This is a genomic window from Flavobacterium sp. RHBU_3 (assembly GCF_046613565.1).
In the GTDB taxonomy this organism is placed as follows: Bacteria; Bacteroidota; Bacteroidia; order Flavobacteriales; family Flavobacteriaceae; genus Flavobacterium.
In genome coordinates this window covers 31,948-50,631 of record NZ_JBKJHC010000011.1, presented here as the reverse complement: position 1 = coordinate 50,631, position 18,684 = coordinate 31,948, and the positions used below count along the sequence as shown (strand labels likewise).

The following is an 18,684-nucleotide window of genomic DNA, read 5'->3' as shown; positions in this document are numbered from 1 at the left end:
TATACAAACCGTTAACATAGTACCAACAATAGGTATACAGCTGTCACACCCATTCTTTTGTAAACCGTTTATTTTCAAAACATTACAAAAACAAGCATGAACACCCCTGTTGCGGCTACAACCACTCCCTTTTTCAGGGCAGTTTACTGAAGAACTGCGTTCAGTACAACATTTAGTATTTTCTGTTTCAGGTTTAAAGTTTCAGGTTTCAGGTTCTTACTCAAATGTTAATACTTAACAAAAGTATAAAAGTCTGAGTGAAGCTCCAACCTGAAACTTTAAACCTTAAACTTGGAATCTCACCCAACTATAACGTTGTAATTTTTCTTATCTTGCATAAGTGTAATACAAACATTTATAACTTATGCTTCGAAAATTCATTCTCTGCTCCCTGGCTTTAATAACCATAAATGCATACAGTCAGGAGTTGCCACCCCCTGAGCTTCCGGTACTGTCGTTTAACCCCAAAAACCCGGGCGTGCACGACCCTGTTATGGCTAAGGAAGGCGACACCTATTATGTTTTTGGAACCGGTAAGGGCATTACAACCATGTATTCTAAAGACCTGAAAACATGGACAGAAGGCAAACCCATTTTTGGCACCCTGCCCGAATGGGTATTAAAGGCATTGCCTAATTTTAAAGGCGATATATGGGCACCCGATATTATTTTCTATAAAGGGCAGTACCATATTTTTTATGCTTGCAATGCCACACCCGGCAAGCCCGATGCTGCCATAGGCCACGCTACCAGCCCTACCCTTGACCAGAAAAGCCCTAAATACAAATGGACCGACCAGGGCAAAATAGTACAAAGCGTTATGGGGCGCGATACCTGGCAGGCTATAGATCCGAACGTTATTGTAGACGATGCCGGTACGCCGTGGTTTGTATTTGGGTCGTTTTGGGATGGGATTAAAGCCGTGAAAATGACCGATGATATGATGGGGTTTGCACATCCGGAGGAATGGCACAGCATAGCCCGCAGGCCCAGTACCCAAAAACCTTACAATTACGGACTGGAAGACAGCCAAATAGAGGGTGCATTTGTGTACAAGCATGGAGAGTATTACTACCTGTTTGCGTCTTTTGACATGTGTTGCCGTGGGGTAAACAGCAACTACCATGTGGTGGTGGGGCGTTCTAAATCAGTTACCGGGCCGTACGTAGATAAGGCCGGATACAATATGCTGGATGGTAACGGAACCGATATGGCCATAGGAGACGGCGTAAAGTACGCAGCCCTGGGGCATAACTCGGTTTACAAAATAGATGGTAAAGAATACTTTGTGGCACACGGCTACTCAATTCACGATGGTGGCGCCAGCAAGCTGATAGTTACCGAACTGAAATGGGACAAGAACGGCTGGCCGTATGTAGAAAAGTTTTAATTTGTTTAAAGTTTAAGGTTTCAGGTTGAAGCTTCACTCATACCGCACTGATGACCCTGAAGGGGTTGCGTATAATAGCCCTGGACAACGTCCGGGGTTGTTAGTTTATAGCAAAAATTTCAGGTTAATATGCTAAAACCATAAATTAGTTAATCATGGCTAAGTCCCTTTTTTAGTTTGTGCAAATAAGCATCTGCATCGTCAATAATCATCTCCTCAACAGTGTACCAACTCGGTCCTATTTCAGGCTCCTGGCTTTCTTTCTTTTTAATATATTTTTGGGCTGCCTCATGTGTTGGGAATATCTTTTTTGTAATCCTTGTTGTTTGCCCAAAACCCTCAAAAAAGAAATTTACGACATATGCTTTTTCAGAAAAATCTGTGTTGCCATTCAAAACCTTTTTTGGAACTTCCTTTATGGTAACGTCTTCTATAAGATTTACCTTTCTATATGCCTGTTGACCCCAACGATCTTCAATCTTACATTCTTCAATATAAAGTAACCTATTTTTTTTCGCTACTTCTAAATCTCTGAACACCCCAATGACTACGTTATTGTAAGTATACTCAGACACAATTCTTTCAAGCAAAACCATTATTGTTGCAAAATTGATGATTACAGAATTCATTATTTCTTCAGGCTTTATATCAGCCTTCATTTGTCTTAGCGCTACGCCCCTTACCAAAAGAGAACACTCATTATTTTGATATACATCAAAAATTAAAACCGAAAAACTACCTAATTTAACTTACAGCAAACCATTAAGGTAGTGCAGCATTTCCAGATGCAACTCACTTATTAGTGCCGGTTGTATGGCAGCTTCAAACCCCGGTTGTTCCTTACGGTACATTTCCAGCAGTGATGCATTACCGTGTACCACAGAAAATTCTACATTGGCTATGCGGTCGGCAAGTTTCACAATAACAGAATCAGGGTTTTGAGCCAGCTTTACATAGGTTTTTGCCTTTCGCTCTTTTCGGTTAGCACCCGGCTCATCAGTAACAGCAAATACCATTTCTGCTATTTCTGAAGTAAAGGCAACCTGCAGTTCATCATAGGTTACGGGGGTATCTTCCAGCACGTCATGAAGCCAGGCAGCTGCCAGCAGGCTCGCATGGCCGTTATTATCGGGCTTGATGCCAAAATGCAGCATTGCAGTTACAACATTTCCCAAATGTATTTCGTAAGGGTAATTGCCGTACTGCTGTGTACCGTGGCTTGCCATGGCAAACGCACGGGCTTTTTGTATAACAGGATGGTTCATAATTGTAAATTTACGGAATTATACAATGCTTACCTGCCCTTTTCCATCAGTACAGTAATCTCCGGTAACAGGCGGTTTATAATCCATTGCTTTTGTCCGTCGGTAAGTTCATCAAGGATACCCGTATTATCTATATTAAAATCCTGTAGTACATCGTGCACATACTCTTCCTGTATGGCAGCCATTCTTACGGTATTAGCAGTATCGAGTGCTCCAATTTTAGAGAGCACACTATTCAGGCGGTTAACAGTAACATAATTGCGCATACCTTCTACCAGGAAGCCCAACTGTTCGGTTTGCGTGGAAACGCCCGGTATGTACGACCATTTTTCGGCTTCATGGAATTTCTTCTCCTCGTCAAATTCCCTGTTTTTTAGTTTAACAACAGGCCTTTCGGCAGAAAAATTGCTGTGGCGCAACGGCTTTATCACCACACCTTCTATAAGATTAGCTCCCAGAGCAGGCAGGCCCAGAAGCTCGGGTAGGGTAGAATTGATACGGGTAGTAAAGTTAAGGGCTTCGTTCAGCTTCCCTGTAAAAAGGACGTGGGCATAGAACAATCCTAACGTTTCAAAATAGGCCACACTGTCTTCATAATCCAGGTAGTGTTTATGTCCGTCGGTTTCAAATGCAATGTCGAATGCGCAGAAATTAATACCCGGTGCATAGTATACGCCCGTTTGTATGGCCTGTACATTTTCATCAGCCACAACATCAGGATGCGGGTAACTGCCACCAAAAAGCTCGCCGTAAATTATGTATTTGTCTGCCTGGCGGTCCATAGACAGCTTTTCAAAAAGCTGTAAAACGGTATCTTCCAAGCGACCGGCTACTTCCTGGAAACCGAAAAAGTCATCATTCCACGACAGGTATTCCTTACGCTTAGCATAAGTGAGTTTTTTATCCTGATATACAAAACTGAAATTAGCGCCGTGCACTTTCTCTGTCACTACCCATTTCAGCTTGTTCAGTTCGCTGAATGTTTTAGTATCCTGCCCAAGTTTGTTGAAGTCTTTGGGCATTTTTTCATACTCTGAAAAATCGTTAATCATGGTTGGTTTAAAATAAATTTGGTTGAACGGCAAAGGTAGCAAAGATATTTTATACTGTATATTAGTATTTTGCATAACAGGGAATTCAAACATTATTCTTTAAACCTGAAAAAAAACTACTGCATAAAATGCTGCAGGCTGCGCCAGTATTTATCTTTAAATATATCGTAGGCAAAATTATAGCCGTACTGAAAAGCGTGCTCTTCTTCCCACAGGACTTTAGAAACCTTCCGAAACTCCTTGCAGGCAAAATAAATATCGCGTTCGCCACGGCTGGTTTCGTGCCCCAGCCACAGGTAACCATCGTTAGGGCTTAGCTTGGCTATCAGGCGGTCTTCAAGGTCGTTTAAACGCGAATTGGCCAGGAAATCGGGCATCTCGCCATTTGGGTCAAAAGCTATTGTTACCCGCAGCATCCAGGGGTAGGTTACCTTACCCTCCCAACTCAGCAATCTTGTATTCATGGTGGCTATAGCAGCACTGCCGTCTTCCAGTTCTGCTTCCAGCACCGAGATACCGTCTTCGTAGTTGTGGTGGTAGGTATCGTCCTCGTATTTCTCCACAAACTCCTTTTCGCGCCAAACCAAATAGCTTTTAAGGCGTTCCATGTCTATAAGCTCGCAGGCAGCCTCAGTAGGCGCTGCAAAATCCAGGCTGTCTATGCTGGTAACGCTGTTCAGTTCGCCCAGGTAATGCTCCAGGAAAATGTACGACCCACGAATGATGTCGTCGGCATTTTTCGGGGTGTAATCCCGGTGCACCAAAACAATGTTTATCTCATCGGGAAAGTACGGGTCTTCCACCGCATAAAACTTTAGCGTATCGCTGCTAAACGTGTAGCCGCCCATACTCACATTACAGTCGGCAATATCGTGCGCGGGTTTCAGGGCCGTAAAACGCCAGCCCGGCAAAGCAGGAGCCGCAGCTATAAGCTCTTCGGCAAAAACAATGTTCTTTACAAAACTGTCTGCGGTAATAACTAGGTCGGCAGTTTTTTCATTGTACATGCCGCACAGAAACCAATAGCCCGGCCTAAGCCCGTCGAGCTTGGGACCCAATTGGGTAAAAAATGCTTCCTCCACATTTTCGCCTTTCGAAACAATCTTGTGAAAAGCCTTATGGTGTTTTGCAAACCAATCCCAAAATTCGGCATTAGTGGTTACAGGCTTTTCTTCCTTTTTCCCGAAAAGGCGGGCAAATAACTTCTTCAAACTATTCTTTTACCTTATATCAAGTTTTTAACCTCATCAAAGTTCAGTCCGCCGTAGTTACCACTGCTCATCAGCAGCAGTGCAGCACCATTAGTATCGTATTTAAGTTCGTACAGGTACTCTTTAAACGCAGCAGGATTAGTATAAATAATCAGGTCTTCGCGGTTAAAGGCGGTAGCTATCTGCTCATACGTAACCTCCTCCAGCTGCTTGATTTTTACCGCATCGGGACTGTAGAATACCACGGCTACATCGGCAGCATCCAGCGCACCACGGTATTCCTTAAGGAACTCCGCGTTAAGGCTGCTATAGGTATGCAGCTCCAGGCAGGCTATAAGGGTACGGTCAGGGTACTGCTCCTTAACCGCCCTGGTAGTTGCAGCCACCTTGCTTGGCGAATGCGCAAAATCTTTATAAGCAACGTTCTTGCCGTTTTCGGCTATTTTTTCAAGGCGCTTGCTGGCACCCTTAAAGGTAGCTATGGCCTCGTAGAATTCGGCTTCGTCTACGCCCATGCACTGGCAAATCCACTTGGCGCCGGCAAGGTTGTTCAGGTTATGCGCGCCAAAAACCTCTATAGGCATAGGCCCTTCGGGCGTGGCAAGTAGGGTAACACCGTTTTCTACGGAGTACTCAGGCGTGCTGTAAGGAATACGGCGTATCGGGTTGGTCGACGCTTCCGAAATACGTTTTACCTCAGGGTCGTTTTCGTTGTAAACCAAAATACCGCCGTTGGTTATCTTTTGTATGAAGATTTCGAATTGCTCTACATAGTTATCAAACGTAGGGAATACATTTATGTGGTCCCATGCAATGCCGCTTATCAGGGCAATGTTGGGCTGGTACAGGTGGAACTTCGGCCTGCGGTCCATAGGTGATGAAAGGTACTCGTCGCCCTCCAGGACAATAAAGTCGTTGTCTGACGTAAGGTGTACCATGGTATCAAAACCTTCCAGCTGCGCGCCTACCATGTAGTCTACCTCTATGTTGTGGTAGTGCATTACGTGCAGTATCATGCTGGTAATGGTGGTTTTACCGTGGCTTCCACCTATAACCACACGGGTTTTGTCCTTGCTTTGTTCGTATAAAAACTCGGGGTAACTGTATATTTTAAGGCCAAGCTCCTGCGCTTTAAGCAGCTCAGGGTTATCAGCTTTGGCGTGCATGCCCAGGATTATGGCTTCTATATCGGCCGTAATGCGCTCCGGGAACCAACCCAGTGTTTCGGGTAGTAAGCCGGCTTTTTCCAGGCGGGTGCGGCTGGGTTCAAAAATGGCATCGTCGCTGCCGGTTACGTGGTATCCTTTGTGGTGCAGGGCAAGTGCCAGGTTGTGCATGGCAGCGCCCCCTATAGCGATAAAATGTGTACGCATTTTTATGGGAAGTTTCGTATTGTAATATTACGCCCAAATGTAGCGAATAGATTTTAAAAATGTAAATTTGGAGGGAAAGAAGTAATTATTAAACTTAACCAAATGCCAAAGATTATTCAATTTCTACACACCGCTCAAGAAGCAAAACCTGAATCCAAAGAAGCAAAAATTATAGGATGGAACAATGGGGAAAACCATACGAGAAAATTTATCCTATCAGAAGGTAAATATGTTAATAACACCAAAGATGGTGTTCAGACTGAAGAAATAAATAAACTAACATTTTGGGGAGAATGGGAAGCTCAATCTGAAATAACTCTAATTAACAAAGAAAATAACGTACCTCCAACATTATTGAATAAACCCTTTTTAGATTTATCGCAAACGTCAATGGTTCATAATACGGATCCTTACGTTTTTGGAGATTATTTTAGATATATAATTTGTAAACAAAGAACTTTCCACAAGGTACTTACAAATTTAGAAAGCAATTCAATAATTCTTTTTGGCTCATCAATCGATAAGAAATTTCGTCTTGATACAGTTTTTGTTGTTTCTAATTATAAAGTTAATTTCAGAAAGCATAATCTTGAGGAAGGGTTGTTTAAAAATGAAGGTGACAAATATTATAATGTTGGTGTCCGCCCCATTTTAGGCAATAAAAAGTATAATAGTGAAGATGAAGATTCTTGTGTAATTACTGACAATAAAGAGTATACTTTTTATCGTGGCGTAAATTTCAATCAACGAGAACAGCATAATAAGATGTATTCGTTTGTGCCTTGCAAAGTCTATTCACATGATAACCCATTTAAATATACATTTAGGCAACCTATATTGAATCTTGACTTCATTGAACATCAACAAACACAAGGTGTAAATTCTAAGGATTGTTCTCAAACAGATATAGTCAATTATTGGAATAAAATTGTAACCCAAGTTGAAAATCAAAATTTATTAAAAGGGGTTTCATTTGTAAATCCACCTTTATCAAATAAACTATAATTTTCTTTCATGTTAAGTTTTTCAAAAACTAAATAACAGAAACCATGCAACAAACCATATTGATCAAACTTGCTGAAACAGAAAAACAGCACAACATAAACATACTGCACGCCGTAGAATCAGGCAGCCGTGCATGGGGCTTTGCCTCTCCTGACAGCGATTACGACATCCGCTTTATTTATAAAAAACCGGCAGACGAATACCTTACGCTTTGGGAAAAACCCGATGTTATCGAATTTATGACAGCAGAAGACCTCGATGGCTCGGGCTGGGATTTGGCTAAAGCCTTAAAACTACTCTCAAAATCTAATGCCCCGCTTATAGAGTGGCTGTTCCCTCCGGTTACGTATCATAGCAACGACGCTTTCCTGGCGCAAATGCAGGCTTTTGCTAAAGATTGCTTTTCGCCCATAGCTACGTTGCACCATTACCTGGGCACCACCAAAAACTTTATGGAAGTGTGCGAAGCCGAACAGGTAAAACTAAAAAGCTATTTCTATGCGCTGCGTTCAGCCCTTGCCGGGAAATGGATTATAGACAACAACAGTATCCCTCCTGTGGCTTTTGCCGAACTGCTGCCGCTTGCTCCGGCAAATGTACAGGAAACTATTGCCGAACTTTTAGAAATCAAGGCTGCGCAGGATGAAACCTACCTGCACCCACGGGAGGAACTAATAACAACGTACCTGCAACAAACCGTGCTGTATAACCAGGAACATGCCCAAAACTTGGGTGCAGGAAAGAAAATTAACGCCGAACTTGAAGCCTTTTTCAGGGAAGAAATAAAACGCTGATGACCATACAGGATTTAAAAGACAACAACCTCATATTGTTTGAAGCCATAGCGGGCAGCAAGTCGTTTGGGTTAGACACTCCCACATCTGACACCGACATTAAAGGGGTATTTTATATGGCGAAAGAGTTGTTTTATGGCATGGAGTACATTCCGCAAATAAGCAATGAAACCAATGATGTGGTGTATTATGAAATAGGCCGTTATATAGAACTATTGAGTAAAAACAACCCAAACATACTGGAACTGCTTGCCTCCCCTACCGATTGTATTTTATATAAGCACCCGGTTATGGAGCGTATTGTGCTTACCGATTTTTTGTCGAAACTTTGCAAGGACACCTTTGCCGGATATGCCGCAACCCAGATAAAAAAAGCACGCGGTCTGAAAAAGAAGATTGTAAATCCGCTACCAAAAGAACGGAAATCACCCCTTGATTTTTGTTATATCCTTAAAGGTTATAATTCTATTCCGCTAAAAAAATGGCTACAGGAAAAAGGAGTGGCTCAGGAAAACTGCGGACTTGTAAACATGCCACACTCTAAGGATATGTATGCCCTGTTTATTGATACCAATGGCTTATTAGGTTATAAAGGCATTATAAAAAGCGAAGATTCAAACGAGGTGTCGTTGTCGTCTGTTCCGAACGGAGAAACCGAAAGTGCCTATATGTATTTTAATAAAGATGGGTATTCTAATTATTGTAAAGAATACCGTGAATATTGGGACTGGGTAGAAAAACGGAACGACAATCGCTACAACACCAATATGGAACACGGCAAGCAGTACGACTCCAAAAACATGATGCACACAGTGCGCTTATTACAATCGGCATTGCAAATTTTAAGTGAGGGCACGTTAGACATACGTGTTTCAAACAGGGAGGAGCTTCTTGCCATTAAAGCTGGCGAATGGGAATATGATGCATTGCTGCAATTTACTGAAGACCATCTTGCAGCTATTGAGCAACTGGCAAAAACCTCAACGCTCCCAGAAAAACCTGATATAAAGAATGCAGAAAAACTGTTAGTAGAAATAAGGATGGCATTGTACCAATGAAAAACGTAAATTTATAGGGAAAGAACCGACCAACTGCTTATGAAATATTTTATACTGAACCTTATACTTATTATTGTATTTACAACTGTAACAGTAAGTGCGCAGGAAAGCAACTATCCGTTTTACGAACAGCTTGCTTTTAATTTTTACCAGGATACTATACTGAAATCTTATCCTGTTAAAAAGAAGATCTCCCTTTATCCATATCGGCTTGATTTCAAAATACACCTTAAATCTTTAGAAAATCCAGGTTGTATTACCGGAATTGACAGTAATTCACAATTTAAGCCCTTTCTTACATACGAAACAGCACAAAGTAATTTCGATTCAGGAAAATTAGATTTAGAGGTTGCTACAATAAACAAGCATCAGTTCAGGATTAAAAAGCTTCATACAAAAAACCGTTATCCTCAACTATTTATTACTAGCCCTTATTTACTTAACCGGGATACTGACAAGGTCTTTGTTACGATACAGCAACAAAATAGCGAAACAGAAGGTGTAAATTATCACTTTGTGCTTACCCCTAAAGGAACTATTATTGACTGGTGCAGGACTGAATACTCTTTTTACATTGAATATTAACCAACATCCACAAGATTAAAAAACCTTGCAGGTGAGTCGTATGCAAATCTTGCAAGGTCTTAAAGACCTTGTAAGTATAAAAAGTTCAGCCGCATATAACCGAGGGAGATTTCAAAAATTTAAATTAGAACAAAATCAACCATGAAAAAGCTCAAAATCATATCGGTTATAGTACTGATAGTTGTACTGTGGTTTTCGTTTGATGTTTACTGGTACTATAATTTTAAAGCGCTTTACGAAAGAAAAATAGAAGCCGTAATTTTAGACACATACCAAAGCAGCAGGGGCGGCAAGCAAATTAAAGTTGCACCAAACGGGGATTATTTTTCTATTTATTGCAATAATGACGATATACCGATGAAAGGCGACTCCATATCCAAGCATAGCCAGTCGGATGAATTTAAAATATACCGAAAATCAGGAAGCACCGGAAAATGGGAACATCTTAACAGCATACACCTCAGGGAAGATTTAGAATTTTATTCTTTTGTAGTGAAGAAGAAAAAGTAGCCGAGACAATAAATGCATTTTAACACCAACAAATACCATTTTTTGGTATTTTTGATAAAATGAAATTTTATGGCAAAGAACACCTCTATACTTTTAGGCCCTCACTTTGATAATTTTATTAGTAGTGAAATTGCTTCGGGCAGGTATAAATCGGCCAGCGAGGTGATACGTACCGCACTGCGGCTGCTTGAAAATGAAGAAGACAAAATAAAAAAACTTCGCGCCGAACTTGAAGAAGGAGAAAATAGCGGGTTTATAGAAAATTTTGACCCAAAAGCCCATTTAGAAAGCCTCCATAAAAAACATTCATGAAACGGTATCGGATTTCAGAGAAAGCATTTCTGGATTTGGAAAACATTTGGCAGTACACAAACCACAAATGGTCTAAAGAACAGGCAGACCGATACTATAGCCTCATGATTGCCGAAATTGAATACATTTCGCATCACCCCGACAGCGGGCGGGATATGCACCATATAAAAGCAGGCTATAAAGTGACCAAAGTAAAATCGCACCTTATTTTTTATCGTGAAGGCCATGATGGATTAATGGAAATTATACGTATACTTCATGAGATGATGGATATACCAAATAAACTTTAGCCCCCCTCTCAGGGCGGTTTCTATTATCTCTCATCTATTATCTTACAGTCTGAATTCCCGGAAATCCAAACGTCCAACAATCTTACAATCTCATTTTAAATTTGTTTTTGCTACTTTTGGAGAACCAAAGCATAAAATTTATTTTCCATGAACATAAAAAAGGTATTTGAAAACAACCGCGAGTGGATAGAGAAACAACTGAAGGTAGACGAACAGTACTTTGAACACCTGGCTCAGGGACAGTCGCCCGAAATTTTGTACATAGGGTGCAGCGACAGCCGTGTTACTGCCGAAGAACTTATGGGTATAGCACCGGGGCAGGCTTTTGTACACCGTAACATAGCTAACATGGTTCCGAATACCGACCTGAACGTAATGTCTGTAATAAACTACGCCGTAAGCCACCTTAAGGTAAACCACGTGGTAGTATGCGGGCACTACAACTGTGGTGGTGTAAAGGCTGCCATGCAACAAAGCGACCTGGGCATACTAAACCCATGGCTGCGCAACATTAGGGATGTGTACCGCCTGCACCGCAAGGAACTGAACAGCATAGAAGACGAAGCGGCACGCTACAACCGCCTGGTAGAGCTAAACGTACAGGAACAGTGCATTAACGTGATTAAAACCGCCGAGGTACAAAAAGCGGCCGCCGAGCGTGGCATTACCGTCCACGGATGGATTTTTGACATTAGTACCGGGGAGCTTATCGACCTTAATATCGACTTCGAAAAAATAACTCACGGTATTGTAGACATTTACCGTATAGATACTGAATAAGCCCATACTATTGTGCTAAACCGGCAAAATGCTATATTTGTGTTTACCATAAACAACGGGATGTAGCGCAGCCTGGTAGCGTACTAGCATGGGGTGCTAGGGGTCGCTGGTTCGAATCCAGTCATCCCGACTGAAATGTTTAAAAACCTACTTATACACATAAGTAGGTTTTTTTATTAGTACCCTCCGCCTTATCTACAACGCTTAAAACAACCTGCCATACACCGGTTTTATTGTTACCTTTACAAAAAACTCCATGCACGACATACAATCCCGCCTCGACCTGGAACAACTGCTGTGGGCATTTTATACCCGCCTCCTGGCCGACCCTTCCATAGGCTATATTTTTACCGATGTGGCCAAAATAAACCTGGAGGAACACATGCCGTCGCTTACTGATTTTTGGGAACAAAGCCTGCTGCAACGCAACGGTTACCGCAAAAATGTAATGCAAATTCACCTGGACCTAAACGCGCTGGAACACCTTACCGCTGCTCATTTTGCTACCTGGCTGGAGCACTTTAACGCTACGATAGACGAAATGTTTATCGGGGAAATTGCGGAGCTGGCCAAAACACGTGCCCTTTCTATAGCTACGGTTATGCAGGTAAAGCTACACAACCTGTAATTTTTCCTGTTAAAAAGTTTTCAAAACCTAAACAAACAGCAAACGTTTTCGTTATTAAAATCTCGTTTCGGTGTCATAAATTCATTCAATTATACAATTTACCTACGTTTGTTAGCGTTTTCACAAATGTTATGCATGCATATTTTTTAAGTCAGGTTTACAGAGATTTAATGTCTACTTTAGCATAACATAAACAAACGAGAAAGAGGACTATGAACATTAGAATAACAGGCTCCGGCAGCTACATTCCTAACCGGGTTATACCGAATATAGATTTTGCCAGCCACCAGTTTTTAGACGAGCAGGGCGCACCACTTCCCTACTCTAACGAGGTGGTTACGAAAAAATTTAAACAGATAACCGGTATAGAGGAGCGCAGATATGCCGATGATAACCTGCTTACCAGCGATATGGCGTACTATGCCGCACAAAAGGCAATAGAGGCCTCGGGTATAGACCCGGAAACGCTGGACTATATTATACTGGCACACAATTTTGGTAACGTAAAACACGGCGCTATACAAACGGATTTGGTTCCCAGCATCGCCAGCCGCGTAAAGCACAGCCTGCGCATAAAAAACCCTAACTGCGTGGCATACGATATACTGTTTGGCTGTCCCGGCTGGATAGAAGGCGTTATGCAGGCCATGGCGTTTATAAAATCGGGTATGGCTAAGCGATGCCTGGTGGTAGGTGCCGAAACCCTGAGCCGGGTAGTAGACCCGCACGACCGCGACAGTATGATATACAGCGATGGTGCCGGTGCTACCGTTATAGAAGCCACTGAAGAGGAAGGCGGCATACTGGCACACGCCAGCGCGTCGTTTACGTATGATGAGGCGTACTTTTTATATTTTGGCAATTCCTTTAATAAAACCCACGACCCCGATGTACGCTACATAAAAATGTACGGGCGCAAGATATATGAGTTTGCACTGAGCAATGTGCCTAAGGCCATGAAAGAATGCCTGGAGAAAAGCGGCATAGACATAAGCGAGGTAAAAAAGGTACTCATCCATCAGGCGAATGAAAAAATGGACGAGGCCATTATAGAACGTTTTTATAAGCTGTACAAACAAACTCCACCCGAAGGTATAATGCCAATGAGCATACACAAACTGGGCAACAGCAGCGTGGCTACCATACCCACCCTGTATGACCTGCTGATAAACGGACAGCTCCCTAACCAGGAACTAAACAAAGGCGACGTGGTTATCTTTGCCAGCGTAGGTGCCGGCATGAACATAAACGCGTTTATATACAAAATGTAGATTTTAACCACCCCGCCCTACGGGCACCCCTCCGGAGGAGGGGAATAATCATAACGAATTTAAAGTACGAGTGGCATTCCCCTCCTCCGGAGGGGTGGCTGAAAGCCGGGGTGGGTAAATAATTTGCCCAAATTTCTTCAACAAAGAATTTACACTACTTCACAAAACCAAACTTCTTCAAAGCCTGCTCCACCCACACGTTCAGTTGGTACACAAGCCTTAGTTTGTACACGGCGAATACCGTTATGCCTATATACACCCCGGTTTTATACACCAGCGTAAACAGGTGCGAACCCAGCTGCGGCAGTATGTGCAGTGCAAAGCCCGCCAGCAGGAAGATGAATCCCATTTTAAAGAACTTACCGTCAAAAGGCAACAAGCCAAACTTTTTATAAATAAACACCAGCTTGCTGATATTGAAAACAGTCATACTGATAAACGATGCCCATGCCACACCTATGATTCCGTAGCCAGCTTCGAGCAACAGAATATTAAGAGATATTGTTAGTACAATCAATAAGGCCACCGCAATCAGGTTAAAACGATAGTATTTACTATAGGTGATGATTTCGCTATTAAATCCTGTAGCCATGTTTATAAGCACACTAAAACCAAGGATTTCTACAATAGGGATTGAATCTTTCAGTTTGTTGTAATCGGGCATAAGCCTGAAAAGATCTTCTATCCCCAGAAAAATACAGCCATAAAGCACCGCACCTATAAAAAACAACAGGCGGGCAATTTCCTTGTATTTAACATCGAGCTCTTTCAGGTTGTGGTCTTTCAGGTAGGTTGATATAATCGGTGCATAAAGCGCAAACATACCCACTGCCGGAATTTGAAGAGTACTAGCGAGTATAGAACCGATACTAAATGTACCGTTAGCGGCTATCGAAATATAGTTGGGTATAATCAGTCCGTCTATCCTAAAAGCTAACAACGACCCTAAACTACCTGCCAGGGCATACAAACTATAACGGAAATAATCCTTACGCGAAATTTCGCCAAACAAGGTTTTAAACCTGTAATTAAGCCCGGGTTTGTAGTATTTAAAAAGATACACTCCGGTAAACAACGCTATAAACACAAAACCGAAGATGTACAACCAAATGGCGTTGTCATAACTTACCCCTTGGTACAGCACGAATAGAAACACTGCCGGGAGTACCACCTTAGGTATTATTTTTTCAAACAGCGACGGCACCGCTATGCGCTGCAAATCCTGAAGCTGTTTTTTAAAGAGTTCTACAAAGGCTAATGCTATGGCTATAGGGAAAGCATAATAAGCCAAATTTACATACGGGTTATCACTCAGGTTTGCATATAACGTTAACCCTAAAAAAGTGACCAGGCCTGTAATAAGCACCGAAACAATACTGTAATTAAACAGCTGTTTCTGGTGGCGTTCATCCAGCGCGGGATAAAACTTTATAAGCGCCTGGCTGGCTCCTAAAACCATAATAGGGCACAGCAACTGCGAAAGGTTATCTATATATCGTATGGTTCCCAGGAGCTCCTTGTCTTTTGGGTAAATAAACAAAGTACTGATTACCCCTATTGCAGTACCCAGATAGTTAAATATGGCAAACAAAACCACCTGTTTTACGGGGGCTACACGTTTCTTTTCCATTACAGGGCGCGTTTTCGGGCAGCCTTTACAGGCGCAGGGTTAAACACATAGTTCAGGTAGTAGCTGCTCAGTTTGCCCAGCATGGAAAGGGCTTTGCCCCAACCGTAAAATTTGGCAAAATACTTGGGCAAACCCAATGTTTCCTTAGCCCCTTGTATATAGGCTTTGCTAAGGCTATATTTTGGGTTGATGAGTGCCGAAAGGATTTTGTATTGGCTCTGGGTAATGTCTTTATTAAAGTTGCGGCTAATCACGCGGTCGTGCACTATCCTGGCATTGGTATCAATGGCAATTTGAAAGTTATGGAAAGCTACGCGGTCGCAATAGTTCCTGTCCTCCCCGTAATGCCCGAACAACGGCTCGAAATAACCCACCTTCTCCACACACTTCCTGCTTAGCATCCAGGCGGCGGCATTTACAAAAGGCACTAACGGCAGGCCGTTTAACTCGTCCGTTTTTCGGCTTAAGTAGGTTGCAAAAGAGGTGTCGTAGTCTGTTTCATTCGCCTGAAAATGCATCGGACTTAATAAACCCACTTGCGTATTGGCTTCCATATTGGTAACCAGGCTACGCACTGTATCGGCAAACACCCACGCATCCTGGTTTAGCAGAAACAGGTAATCAGCACCCAGTTCCAGTGCTTTTTGTATGCCTATGTTATTGGCTTTGCCAAAACCCAGGTTGCTGCCGGTTTCTATAATATCTACTTCGGGGTAGTGTTGTAACAGGGCTACGGTATTATCGGTACTCTGGTTATCCACCGCTATAATGCGCACCGGATAAGACGATGCCAGCAACGACGGTATAAGCTTGTCTATCCAGCGGGCGCCGTTGTAGGTAACAATAATTACAAATACGTTCTTATCCAAGGTTTCGCTTTTCGGTTACGGCAAAATTAAGGATATTTGCACTTCTTTTATATTTCAAAATGAAATACTACGTAATAATACCCGCGCACAACGAGGAAGCCTTTATGGGCGTAACGCTTGATTCGCTTGCTGCGCAAACCGTACTCCCTGCAAAAGCGGTGGTAGTAAACGATAACAGTACCGACCGTACCGGCGAAATTGTGAGCCAATATGCCGCGCAATACCCATGGATATCATTGGTAAACAAAGACTCGGCTGCAGTACACCTGCCGGGCAGCAAGGTAATACAGGCGTTTAATGCCGGGTATGCCACCGTAGACGAAGACTACGACATTATTGTAAAGCTGGATGCCGACCTGATACTTCCTGCCGATTACTTTGAGACCGTGCTTAACGCCTTTAAAGCCGACGACACTGTAGGTATGGCAGGCGGTTTTGCCTACATAGAAAAAAATGGCGAGTGGATACTGGAAAACCTTACCGATAAAGACCACATTCGCGGAGCGTTTAAGGCGTACCGCAAGGCATTGTTTACCCAAATGGGCGGATTGCGTACGGCTATGGGTTGGGACACGGCCGATGAGCTTATTGCCAAGTTTTACAACTGGAAGGTAGTTACCATAGAACGCCTGAAGGTAAAACACCTGAAACCTACGGGAGCCAACTACAATAAGGCGGCGCGCTACAAACAGGGTGAGGCGTTTTACAGCCTGGGCTACGGGTTCATCATCACGGCTATTGCGGGTGCCAAACTGGCCATGCGAAAAGGCAAGCCGCTATTGTTTGTAGACTACATTAAAGGTTTTTTACAAGCAAAGAATGAGAAGAAACCTATGCTGGTAACCCAGGAGCAGGCTAAGTTTATACGCGCCTACCGCTGGAAGAAAATGAAGCAGAAGGTTTTTAAGTAGTATACAGTTTTTAGTAGCAGTGAGCAGTCGCAGTTCTCAGGAAAAGACTGAACTTGGATGGCACTGATTTAAATCGCTTTGTGGCTAAGAAGCTAAGTGGCTAAGTGGCTCAGAATCTCAGCGGCTCAGCAGCTTTTTTATTAAAAAACTATTAACTTCAATTAAAAAACGGATGTAAATCGGTACTTTAGCCGATATTTTCTGTACACATTACATGATAAAAGCTTTACACCAAATAGGGCGTTACTTCCTTATGCTAAAGGAGGTATTTAATAAACCTACCAAGTGGCAGGTAATGCGCCCCTTAATATACAAAGAAATAGACGACCTAATCATTGGCTCTATGGGCATAGTGGCGTTTATCTCATTCTTTATAGGCGGAGTTGTAGCCATACAAACGGCGCTTAACCTTACTAACCCACTCATCCCTAAATCGCTTATCGCGTTTGCCACAAGGCAGTCGGTAATCTTAGAGTTCTCCCCTACATTCATATCTATTATTATGGCGGGGCGTGCGGGTTCTTACATTACATCGAGTATAGGCACCATGCGTGTTACCGAACAAATAGATGCCCTGGAGGTTATGGGGGTTAACTCGCTAAACTACCTTGTATTCCCTAAAATTATAGCATTCCTTTTGTACCCGTTTGTTATTTCTATATCTATGTTCCTGGGTATCCTGGGCGGCTGGCTTGCCGGGGTGTACGGAGGCTTTATAGGCAGTGAGGAGTTTTTACAGGGTATACAGCGCGAGTTTATACCATTTCATGTGTTTTACGCTTTCTTTAAAACAGCTGTGTTCGGTTTTGTGCTGGCCACCATACCATCGTTCCACGGTTTTTATATGAAAGGCGGCGCGCTTGAGGTAGGTAAGGCAAGTACCACATCATTTGTGTGGTGCAGTGTGGTTATCATCCTTATTAATTACATTATTACTACTTTACTATTAAGCCAATGATAGAAATTAAAGACATACGAAAATCGTTTGGTGATGCCGAAGTACTAAAGGGTATTTCTACCACTTTCGAATCCGGAAAAACTAATCTTATCATCGGCCGAAGCGGATCGGGTAAAACCGTAATGCTGAAAACCCTGCTGGGCATACACATGCCCGACAGCGGTACCATAGCATTTGACGGCCGTATTTACAGCGAACTTACACCCGATGAAAAACGCAACCTGCGTACCGAAATAGGTATGGTATTTCAGGGCAGTGCCTTGTTTGACAGTATGACGGTAGAGCAAAATGTGGCGTTTCCGCTACAAATGTTTACCAATAAAAGAGCCGGTGAAATAAAAAGCCGCGTAAACGAAGTACTGGACAGGGTAAACCTGAAAGATGCCAATAAAAAGTTCCCGAACGAAATATCGGGTGGTATGCAAAAAAGGGTAGCCATAGCCCGCGCTATTGTAAACAATCCTAAGTACCTGTTTTGTGACGAACCAAACTCGGGCCTTGACCCTGAAACCAGTATTGTAATTGATGAGCTGGTACAGGAAATTACCCGCGAGTATAATATTACCACGGTAATAAACACCCACGACATGAACTCGGTGCTACAAATAGGCGAGAAAATTGTGTTCCTTAAAAACGGTATAAAAGAGTGGGAAGGTAACAAAGACGAAATACTGGAAACCCGCAACAAGTCTATTGTTGAGTTTGTATACTCCAGCGACCTGTTTAAAAAAGTACGCGAAAGCCTGCTTGCCGACGAGGAAGAAAACAAATAACATACTCCATTATCATAAA

General features: G+C 42.6%; 21 protein-coding genes and 1 tRNA gene. 15 read left to right on the top strand and 7 right to left on the bottom strand.

Annotated elements, in window-relative coordinates; translation table 11 throughout:
- The first annotated feature begins 364 nt into the window (after positions 1–364).
- On the top strand, positions 365–1,390 hold the full coding sequence (locus ACLI1A_RS15210; RefSeq protein ID WP_411409536.1) for a family 43 glycosylhydrolase: 1,026 nt from the start codon (positions 365–367) through the stop codon (positions 1,388–1,390).
- A gap of 149 nt (positions 1,391–1,539) precedes the next feature.
- On the opposite strand, the gene ACLI1A_RS15205 is transcribed toward ACLI1A_RS15210, so the two are convergent.
- The 5 genes from ACLI1A_RS15205 to ACLI1A_RS15185 form a co-directional block, all read right to left on the bottom strand.
- Positions 1,540–2,049: a hypothetical protein gene (locus tag ACLI1A_RS15205; protein WP_411409535.1), complete on the bottom strand. Its 510-nt coding sequence runs from the start codon at positions 2,047–2,049 to the stop codon at positions 1,540–1,542.
- Between the two features lie 90 nt (positions 2,050–2,139).
- A complete protein-coding gene (locus tag ACLI1A_RS15200; RefSeq protein ID WP_411409534.1) occupies positions 2,140–2,655 on the bottom strand; it encodes an HD domain-containing protein in 516 nt (171 codons plus the stop codon).
- Between the two features lie 29 nt (positions 2,656–2,684).
- Positions 2,685–3,707: an RNA ligase family protein gene (locus ACLI1A_RS15195; protein WP_411409533.1), complete on the bottom strand. Its 1,023-nt coding sequence runs from the start codon at positions 3,705–3,707 to the stop codon at positions 2,685–2,687.
- Between the two features lie 116 nt (positions 3,708–3,823).
- Positions 3,824–4,918 (bottom strand): DUF695 domain-containing protein, encoded by a 1,095-nt coding sequence (locus ACLI1A_RS15190; protein WP_411409532.1) that lies wholly within the window; start codon positions 4,916–4,918, stop codon positions 3,824–3,826.
- Between the two features lie 14 nt (positions 4,919–4,932).
- Positions 4,933–6,291: a UDP-N-acetylmuramate--L-alanine ligase gene (locus ACLI1A_RS15185; RefSeq protein ID WP_411409531.1), complete on the bottom strand. Its 1,359-nt coding sequence runs from the start codon at positions 6,289–6,291 to the stop codon at positions 4,933–4,935.
- Positions 6,292–6,393: 102 nt separating this feature from the next.
- Here ACLI1A_RS15185 and ACLI1A_RS15180 point away from each other — a divergent pair, with 102 nt between their 5' ends.
- The 11 genes from ACLI1A_RS15180 to ACLI1A_RS15130 all read left to right on the top strand — a co-directional run bounded on the left by ACLI1A_RS15180 (position 6,394) and on the right by ACLI1A_RS15130 (position 13,524).
- Entirely contained in the window at positions 6,394–7,296 is a 903-nt protein-coding gene (locus tag ACLI1A_RS15180) for a hypothetical protein (RefSeq protein WP_411409530.1), read from the top strand.
- 44 nt (positions 7,297–7,340) lie between these two features.
- A complete protein-coding gene (locus ACLI1A_RS15175; protein WP_411409529.1) occupies positions 7,341–8,090 on the top strand; it encodes a DNA polymerase beta superfamily protein in 750 nt (249 codons plus the stop codon).
- Positions 8,090–9,148 (top strand): DNA polymerase beta superfamily protein, encoded by a 1,059-nt coding sequence (locus ACLI1A_RS15170; protein ID WP_411409528.1) that lies wholly within the window; start codon positions 8,090–8,092, stop codon positions 9,146–9,148. The genes ACLI1A_RS15175 and ACLI1A_RS15170 overlap by 1 nt, the downstream gene beginning before the upstream one ends.
- A 39-nt stretch (positions 9,149–9,187) precedes the next feature.
- On the top strand, positions 9,188–9,733 hold the full coding sequence (locus ACLI1A_RS15165) for a hypothetical protein (RefSeq protein ID WP_411409527.1): 546 nt from the start codon (positions 9,188–9,190) through the stop codon (positions 9,731–9,733).
- A gap of 141 nt (positions 9,734–9,874) precedes the next feature.
- Positions 9,875–10,243 (top strand): hypothetical protein, encoded by a 369-nt coding sequence (locus tag ACLI1A_RS15160; protein WP_411409526.1) that lies wholly within the window; start codon positions 9,875–9,877, stop codon positions 10,241–10,243.
- Between the two features lie 69 nt (positions 10,244–10,312).
- Positions 10,313–10,555, top strand: a complete 243-nt coding sequence (locus ACLI1A_RS15155) for a type II toxin-antitoxin system ParD family antitoxin (protein ID WP_411409525.1) — start codon at positions 10,313–10,315, stop codon at positions 10,553–10,555.
- The gene (locus tag ACLI1A_RS15150) at positions 10,552–10,845 is read left to right on the top strand and encodes a type II toxin-antitoxin system RelE/ParE family toxin (RefSeq protein ID WP_411409524.1); all 294 of its coding nucleotides are present in this window, start codon (positions 10,552–10,554) and stop codon (positions 10,843–10,845) included. The genes ACLI1A_RS15155 and ACLI1A_RS15150 overlap by 4 nt, the downstream gene beginning before the upstream one ends.
- 147 nt (positions 10,846–10,992) lie before the next feature.
- Entirely contained in the window at positions 10,993–11,625 is a 633-nt protein-coding gene (locus tag ACLI1A_RS15145) for a carbonic anhydrase (RefSeq protein WP_411409523.1), read from the top strand.
- 56 nt (positions 11,626–11,681) lie between these two features.
- Positions 11,682–11,755: transfer RNA gene (locus tag ACLI1A_RS15140), tRNA-Pro, on the top strand.
- Between the two features lie 126 nt (positions 11,756–11,881).
- Entirely contained in the window at positions 11,882–12,253 is a 372-nt protein-coding gene (locus ACLI1A_RS15135; protein WP_411409522.1) for a group III truncated hemoglobin, read from the top strand.
- Positions 12,254–12,465: 212 nt separating this feature from the next.
- On the top strand, positions 12,466–13,524 hold the full coding sequence (locus ACLI1A_RS15130) for a 3-oxoacyl-ACP synthase III family protein (RefSeq protein ID WP_411409521.1): 1,059 nt from the start codon (positions 12,466–12,468) through the stop codon (positions 13,522–13,524).
- A gap of 154 nt (positions 13,525–13,678) precedes the next feature.
- On the opposite strand, the gene ACLI1A_RS15125 is transcribed toward ACLI1A_RS15130, so the two are convergent.
- Both ACLI1A_RS15125 and ACLI1A_RS15120 read right to left on the bottom strand, forming a co-directional pair.
- Complete coding sequence (locus ACLI1A_RS15125; RefSeq protein ID WP_411409520.1) at positions 13,679–15,154, bottom strand: lipopolysaccharide biosynthesis protein; 1,476 nt, start codon at positions 15,152–15,154, stop codon at positions 13,679–13,681.
- Positions 15,154–16,023: a glycosyltransferase family 2 protein gene (locus ACLI1A_RS15120; protein WP_411409519.1), complete on the bottom strand. Its 870-nt coding sequence runs from the start codon at positions 16,021–16,023 to the stop codon at positions 15,154–15,156. The genes ACLI1A_RS15125 and ACLI1A_RS15120 overlap by 1 nt, the downstream gene beginning before the upstream one ends.
- Positions 16,024–16,082: 59 nt before the next feature.
- On the opposite strand from ACLI1A_RS15120, the gene ACLI1A_RS15115 reads away from it, so the two are divergent.
- From ACLI1A_RS15115 to ACLI1A_RS15105, 3 genes are all read left to right on the top strand, one after another.
- Positions 16,083–16,934, top strand: a complete 852-nt coding sequence (locus ACLI1A_RS15115) for a glycosyltransferase family 2 protein (RefSeq protein ID WP_411409518.1) — start codon at positions 16,083–16,085, stop codon at positions 16,932–16,934.
- A gap of 214 nt (positions 16,935–17,148) precedes the next feature.
- Positions 17,149–17,892 carry an MlaE family ABC transporter permease gene (locus ACLI1A_RS15110; protein ID WP_411409517.1) on the top strand — a complete coding sequence of 248 codons (744 nt, stop codon included), beginning with the start codon at positions 17,149–17,151 and terminating at the stop codon, positions 17,890–17,892.
- Complete coding sequence (locus ACLI1A_RS15105) at positions 17,889–18,665, top strand: ABC transporter ATP-binding protein (RefSeq protein ID WP_411409516.1); 777 nt, start codon at positions 17,889–17,891, stop codon at positions 18,663–18,665. The genes ACLI1A_RS15110 and ACLI1A_RS15105 overlap by 4 nt, the downstream gene beginning before the upstream one ends.
- Positions 18,666–18,684 lie beyond the last annotated feature (19 nt).

What these genes read in the sequence shown, in the direction of transcription:
- ACLI1A_RS15210 (WP_411409536.1), top strand. Translation starts at nt 365, where the DNA reads ATGCTTCGAAAATTCATTCTCTGCTCCCTGGCTTTAATAACCATAAAT.
- ACLI1A_RS15205 (WP_411409535.1), bottom strand. Translation starts at nt 2,049, where the DNA reads ATGAAGGCTGATATAAAGCCTGAAGAAATAATGAATTCTGTAATCATC.
- ACLI1A_RS15200 (WP_411409534.1), bottom strand. Translation starts at nt 2,655, where the DNA reads ATGAACCATCCTGTTATACAAAAAGCCCGTGCGTTTGCCATGGCAAGC.
- ACLI1A_RS15195 (WP_411409533.1), bottom strand. Translation starts at nt 3,707, where the DNA reads ATGATTAACGATTTTTCAGAGTATGAAAAAATGCCCAAAGACTTCAAC.
- ACLI1A_RS15185 (WP_411409531.1), bottom strand. Translation starts at nt 6,291, where the DNA reads ATGCGTACACATTTTATCGCTATAGGGGGCGCTGCCATGCACAACCTG.
- ACLI1A_RS15180 (WP_411409530.1), top strand. Translation starts at nt 6,394, where the DNA reads ATGCCAAAGATTATTCAATTTCTACACACCGCTCAAGAAGCAAAACCT.
- ACLI1A_RS15175 (WP_411409529.1), top strand. Translation starts at nt 7,341, where the DNA reads ATGCAACAAACCATATTGATCAAACTTGCTGAAACAGAAAAACAGCAC.
- ACLI1A_RS15170 (WP_411409528.1), top strand. Translation starts at nt 8,090, where the DNA reads ATGACCATACAGGATTTAAAAGACAACAACCTCATATTGTTTGAAGCC.
- ACLI1A_RS15165 (WP_411409527.1), top strand. Translation starts at nt 9,188, where the DNA reads ATGAAATATTTTATACTGAACCTTATACTTATTATTGTATTTACAACT.
- ACLI1A_RS15160 (WP_411409526.1), top strand. Translation starts at nt 9,875, where the DNA reads ATGAAAAAGCTCAAAATCATATCGGTTATAGTACTGATAGTTGTACTG.
- ACLI1A_RS15155 (WP_411409525.1), top strand. Translation starts at nt 10,313, where the DNA reads ATGGCAAAGAACACCTCTATACTTTTAGGCCCTCACTTTGATAATTTT.
- ACLI1A_RS15150 (WP_411409524.1), top strand. Translation starts at nt 10,552, where the DNA reads ATGAAACGGTATCGGATTTCAGAGAAAGCATTTCTGGATTTGGAAAAC.
- ACLI1A_RS15145 (WP_411409523.1), top strand. Translation starts at nt 10,993, where the DNA reads ATGAACATAAAAAAGGTATTTGAAAACAACCGCGAGTGGATAGAGAAA.
- ACLI1A_RS15135 (WP_411409522.1), top strand. Translation starts at nt 11,882, where the DNA reads ATGCACGACATACAATCCCGCCTCGACCTGGAACAACTGCTGTGGGCA.
- ACLI1A_RS15130 (WP_411409521.1), top strand. Translation starts at nt 12,466, where the DNA reads ATGAACATTAGAATAACAGGCTCCGGCAGCTACATTCCTAACCGGGTT.
- ACLI1A_RS15125 (WP_411409520.1), bottom strand. Translation starts at nt 15,154, where the DNA reads ATGGAAAAGAAACGTGTAGCCCCCGTAAAACAGGTGGTTTTGTTTGCC.
- ACLI1A_RS15115 (WP_411409518.1), top strand. Translation starts at nt 16,083, where the DNA reads ATGAAATACTACGTAATAATACCCGCGCACAACGAGGAAGCCTTTATG.
- ACLI1A_RS15110 (WP_411409517.1), top strand. Translation starts at nt 17,149, where the DNA reads ATGATAAAAGCTTTACACCAAATAGGGCGTTACTTCCTTATGCTAAAG.
- ACLI1A_RS15105 (WP_411409516.1), top strand. Translation starts at nt 17,889, where the DNA reads ATGATAGAAATTAAAGACATACGAAAATCGTTTGGTGATGCCGAAGTA.